The organism is Xanthomonas sp. SHU 166, from assembly GCF_000364685.1.
GTDB lineage: Bacteria > Pseudomonadota > Gammaproteobacteria > Xanthomonadales > Xanthomonadaceae > Xanthomonas_A > Xanthomonas_A sontii.
This window is the reverse complement of sequence record NZ_AQOJ01000190.1, coordinates 1-5,103: the sequence shown is the minus strand read 5'-3', so window position 1 is coordinate 5,103 and position 5,103 is coordinate 1. Positions and strand designations below refer to the sequence as shown.

Below are 5,103 nucleotides of genomic sequence, written 5' to 3'. Positions count from 1 at the left end.
GGCCCCCCCCCGCCATTCGTGGCTGGCGCCGAGCGCGCCGGGCGGCTGCGGCAGCGTGCGCACTTGGGCGTCGCTGTAGAGCCGGCCTTCGCGGCGGCGCACGTCCAGGTAGCGCTGCTCGAACGGGTCGTCCGGCAGCGCGTCGTGCACCAGCACACCCGCGTGCAGCGTCAGCCCGGGCAACTGTCGCAGCTGCGCGCGCAGGCTCTCGGCAGGCGTACTCACGGACGCATCAACGCACCTGGCCGGAACCGTCGACCGGCGGATCTTCCAGGCCGACATTGCTCGGGGCGGCCTCGTAGATGGTGCGATCGAGCAGGCCGGTCTCCTTGGCCACCAGCACCGGCACCAGCATCTGCCCGGTCACGTTGGTCATGGTGCGCATCATGTCCAGCACGCGGTCGATGGCGTACAGGTAGCCGATCACCTCCAGCGGCAGGTTGGCCGCGCTCAGCACCACCGTGGCCATCACCACCGCGGTGCCGGGCACGCCGGCGGTGCCGAAGCTGCCCAGCACCGAGGCGATCAGCACCACGAAATACTGGTTGGCGGTCAACGGCACGCCGGTGTACTGGGCGATGAACACCGCGCACAGCGCCGGGAAGATCGCGCCGCAGCCATCCATCTTGATGCTGGCGCCCAGCGGCACCGCGAACGCGGCGTAGTCCTTGTTGACGCCGAGGTTGTGGGTGATCGAGCGCAACGCCACCGGCATCGCGGCGAAGCTGGAGGAACTGACGAAGGCCACCTGCATGCCCGGCGCGGCGCCGCGGAAGAACTTCCACGGATTGAGCCCGTGCACCAGCAGCAGGCCGCTGTACACCACCACGATGTGGATCGCGCAGGCCAGGTACAGCGCCAGCACGAAATTGCCGAACGGCAGCAGCTTGCCGAAGCCGTAGCCGCCGACCAGCGCGGCGATCAGGCCGAAGGTGCCGAGCGGGGTCATCTCCAGCACGAAGCGGGTGACCTGGATCATGATCTCGCTCATCTGCTTGGTGAGCTTGCGCGCCTCGGCCACGCGCTCGCCGAGCTTGACCATGGCAAAGCCCAGCAGCGCGGCGAAGAAGATCACCGGCAGGATCGAACCGCGCCCGGCCGCCAGCACGGTCTCGCCAGCGGCATTGGTCTTGGTGCCGATACCGGTGAGCGCATAGAACGGGTTGGACGGCACCACGTCCAGCAGCACCTGCACCGGGCTGGGCACATCGCGCGGGGTCCAGGCGCTGTCCACGCGCAGGCCCAGATGGCCGGCGCCCGGCTGCAGCACCGTGCCCACGGCCAGGCCGACGCCGACCGCCAGCGCCGCGGTGACCACGAACCACAGGAAGGTGCGCCCGCCCAGCTTGGCCACCGACTGCTGCCCGTGCAGCGCCGAGATCGCGTTGATGACCGCGAAGAACACCAGCGGCACCGCGATCATCTTGATCAGGGTGACGTACAGATCGCCCAGCGGCTTGAACCAGGTCTCCGCGGTCGGGCCCAGCGCCCAGCCCGCCAGGGCGCCCAGCAGGAAGCCGGCGACCACGCGCTGCCAGAACGGAATGCGTAACCAGGCCGTCACCAGTTTCATCGACGCTGTCCAGAGAGATCGGGGGTTTCGCACGATAGCGCACCCCGGCAGCAGCGACGACGCCATGGCTGGAAAGGCGCGATGTCATCGGCGTGCCTTGTCGCAGCCGGCATAATGCAGGGGACTTCGTTGTTCAGGACCCGTTCTGCGTATGCGCCTACCCGTTTCCGCCCTCGCCGCCGCCTCCACCCTGCTGCTGGGCGCCTGCGCCAGCACGCCGCACGCGCCGGCCGCCAGCGCCAACGTCGCGCCGATCGTCGTCCCCGCCGTGGCCCATCCGGCCGGCGAGACCCCGGCCTGGTGGTACCGCAGCGGCGCCGCCAAGGCCGCCAACAACGGCGCGATGCGCGGCAAGGCCAAGAACGTCATCCTGTTCCTCGGCGACGGCATGAGCCTGACCACGGTCGCCGCCGCGCGCATCCTCGACGGCCAGCGCAAGGGCGCCTCCGGCGAAGAGAACCAGCTGTCGTGGGAAGCGTTCCCCGCCACCGCGCTGAGCAAGACCTACAACACCGATTCGCAGACGCCGGATTCGGCCGGCACCATGACCTCGATCACCACCGGGGTGAAGACCCACATGGGCGCGATCGGCGTGTCCGCCGGCAAGCGCGACGCCTGCGCCGACAGCCTCGGCAAGCAGTTGCTGAGCTGGCTGGAACTGGCCGACAGCGCCGGCATGGGCACCGGCATCGTCACCACCACCCGCCTGACCCACGCCACCCCGGCCGCGACCTACGCGCACGTGCCCGAGCGCAACTGGGAAAGCGATGCCGACCTGCCGGAGAAGGCGGTGGCCGAGGGTTGCCGCGACATCGCCCAGCAGATGGTGAGCGCACGCTTCGGGCGCGGCCCGCAGGTGATGCTGGCCGGCGGCCGCGGCCAGTTCACCACCGTCGAGCAGCGCGACCCCGAGTACGACGACAAGGTCGGCCTGCGCCTGGATGGCCGCGATCTGGTCGGCGAATGGCGCCAGCGCCATCCGCAGGGCGCCTACGTGTGGACCCGCGGGCAACTGGAAGCGGCGCAGAACGCGCCGGCGCTGCTGGGCCTGTTCGAGCCGGACCACATGCAGTTCGACCACGACCGCGACCGCAGCGCCAATGGCGACCCGAGCCTGGCCGAGATGACCAAGGCCGCGATCCGTACCCTGTCGCAGGACAAGAACGGCTATGTGCTGATGGTCGAAGGCGGCCGCATCGACCACGCGCACCACGCCGGCAACGCCTACCGCGCGCTGGACGAGACCATCGCCCTGTCACAGGCGGTGCAGGCCGCGGCGGATGCGACCTCGGCCGAGGACACGCTGATCATCGTCACCGCCGACCACTCGCATACGCTGAACTTCGTCGGCTACCCGCAGCGCGGCAACCCGATCCTGGGCAAGGTGCGCGGCACCAGCGGCGAGGACGCCAATACCGGCGACCTGGCGCTGGACGGCAACGGCCAGCCCTATGCCACGCTCAGCTACGCCAACGGCCCCGGCTACACCGGCGCCAGCAACCAGCAGCCGGCCGGCATCAAGACCTTCCCGCATGCGCCGAGCAATTTCGAGCCAGCCAACGGCCGTCCCGACCTGACCCACGTCGACACCGAAAGCCCGGATTTCATGCAGGAAGCGCTGGTGCCGACCAAGGCCGAGACCCATGGCGGCGACGACGTCGGCATCTGGGCGCGCGGCCCCGGCAGCAACGCGTTCCGCGGCAGTCTGGAAGAGAACGTGATCTACCACGTGATCGTGCAGGCCACCCCGACCCTGCGCGCGCGGCTGTGCCAGGCCGGCACCTGCAACGGCGACGGCGTGCCGGTGGAGCTGCCCAAGCCGGCGGCGTTCATGACCAGCGCCGCCACCGCGCAATGAGGCGGCGTCGGCCGCACCGCGGCCGCCTGCGCGTGGCCGTTGCGGTGTGCGCAGGGTTCGCTGCGTGTACCGCGCTCGGCACGGTGCCGGCCGCCGCAGCGCAACCGGCCATCGAGGCCTGCCGACTGGACGACCCGAATAGCGATCGGCCGATGGTGCCGGGCTGTCGGCTCGGCGCCGACGAACGCCTGGTACTGACGCCACAGGCGCTGCGACGCCTGCCCTTCGATCGCGACGGGCTGGCGCTGCTGACCGTCGGCGCACGCTTCTACTACGTACGCGCCGACGGCCGCAGCCTGCCGGTGATCACCTGGGACAACGGTCCGGATGGTTTCACCGAAGGGCTGACCCGCGGCATCTTTCACGGCCGCATCGGCTTCTACGACCGGCAACTGCGCGAGGTGATCGCGCCGGTCCACGACTTCGCCTGGCCGTTCGAGCAGGGCGTCGCCGCGGTCTGCGACGGCTGCAGCGCGGGCACGCCCGACACCGAAGGCCACACGCCGATGCAGGGTGGCCGCTGGTACTCCATCGACCGCCACAACCGCGAAGTGCCGGCGCCCAAGCGCTGAGCCGATGATCGTGTGCGGCATGGCCGCGTTGTCGCGGAGAAGGTCGCCAAGGCTGGTTCTCTGCAACGCGTCTCTTTGAATCTCCCGCGATGTCGCGGAAAGCGCATCGTCCGCGAGGTGAGACTTCCCCGCGTCGGGACTGAAGTCCCTCCCACATGGGGCTACCTCACGTTGCGCGGCTTCAAGCGCTGTCGCGCGCTGGCGGCGGGCCAGTCGTCGCGTGCTGGCGACCGACATCGAGCGGGCACCGGGCTGAGCAAGCATTTGGAACAGCCCCGAGTGCCGACACCTGCTCTTGTGGGAGGGACTTCAGTCCCGACACATTGAACTGAAAGGCGTCGGAACTCTGGCCGCGCGCACTGGCGGCCGACATCCAGCAGGCAACGGCTGAGCAAGCAGTCTGGATAGTCCCGAGTGCCGACACCTGCTCTTGTGGGAGGGACTTCAGTCCCGACGCATTGAACTGAAAGGCGTCGGAACTCTGGCCGCAGGCCGGTCGTCGCGCACTGGCCGCCGGCATCGAGCGGGCAACGGGCTCAGCAAGCAGTCTGGATAATCCCGAGTGCCGACACCTGCTCTTGTGGGAGGGACTTCAGTCCCGACGCGATTAGCTGAAAGGCATCGGGACTGAAGTTCCTCCCACAACGCTGCTCAGGCGCAAAGACGTCGCCATGCCACGCTTCGCGCTGACGTGCGCTTGCGTCTACAGTGACGCGATGCCGCCGCACGCCTCTACGCCCCCGTTGTCCGCACTCGCCACCGCGCTGCCCGATCCGGCACCGGCGCCGCTGCTGCTCGGCCTCAGCGGCGGTCTGGATTCGACCGTGCTGCTGCACCTGCTCGCGCAGCAGCCGTCATACCGCGCCGCCGGCCTACGTGCGCTGCATGTGCACCACGGCCTGCATGCCGACGCCGACGCCTGGGCCGCGCAGTGCGCGCAGCTGTGCACCGCGCTGGCGGTGCCGCTGCAGGTGGTGCGGGTGCAGGTGCCGCGCGACAGCGACGATGGCCTGGAAGCGGCCGCGCGGCAAGCACGGCGCCAGGCCTTCGCGCAGGCGCTGCAGCCCGGCGAGTGGCTGGCGCTGGCGCAGCACCGCGAC

General features: G+C 69.9%; 4 protein-coding genes and 1 pseudogene. 3 read left to right on the top strand and 2 right to left on the bottom strand.

Going from position 1 to position 5,103, the window contains the following annotated elements; genetic code table 11:
- Both D180_RS06755 and D180_RS06750 read right to left on the bottom strand, forming a co-directional pair.
- Positions 1–225 (bottom strand): annotated as a pseudogene (locus D180_RS06755) (SAM-dependent methyltransferase); the annotation flags it as partial.
- Positions 226–232: 7 nt separating this feature from the next.
- The gene (locus tag D180_RS06750; RefSeq protein WP_017909254.1) at positions 233–1,573 is read right to left on the bottom strand and encodes a dicarboxylate/amino acid:cation symporter; all 1,341 of its coding nucleotides are present in this window, start codon (positions 1,571–1,573) and stop codon (positions 233–235) included.
- Positions 1,574–1,724: 151 nt separating this feature from the next.
- On the opposite strand from D180_RS06750, the gene D180_RS06745 reads away from it, so the two are divergent.
- From D180_RS06745 to D180_RS06735, 3 genes are all read left to right on the top strand, one after another.
- The gene (locus D180_RS06745; RefSeq protein WP_017912194.1) at positions 1,725–3,431 is read left to right on the top strand and encodes an alkaline phosphatase; all 1,707 of its coding nucleotides are present in this window, start codon (positions 1,725–1,727) and stop codon (positions 3,429–3,431) included.
- Positions 3,432–3,463: 32 nt separating this feature from the next.
- Positions 3,464–4,003 (top strand): WG repeat-containing protein, encoded by a 540-nt coding sequence (locus D180_RS06740; protein ID WP_232760372.1) that lies wholly within the window; start codon positions 3,464–3,466, stop codon positions 4,001–4,003.
- A 743-nt stretch (positions 4,004–4,746) separates the two neighbouring features.
- The coding region (locus tag D180_RS06735) for an ATP-binding protein (protein WP_043090583.1) at positions 4,747–5,103 on the top strand (357 nt) is incomplete at its 3' end.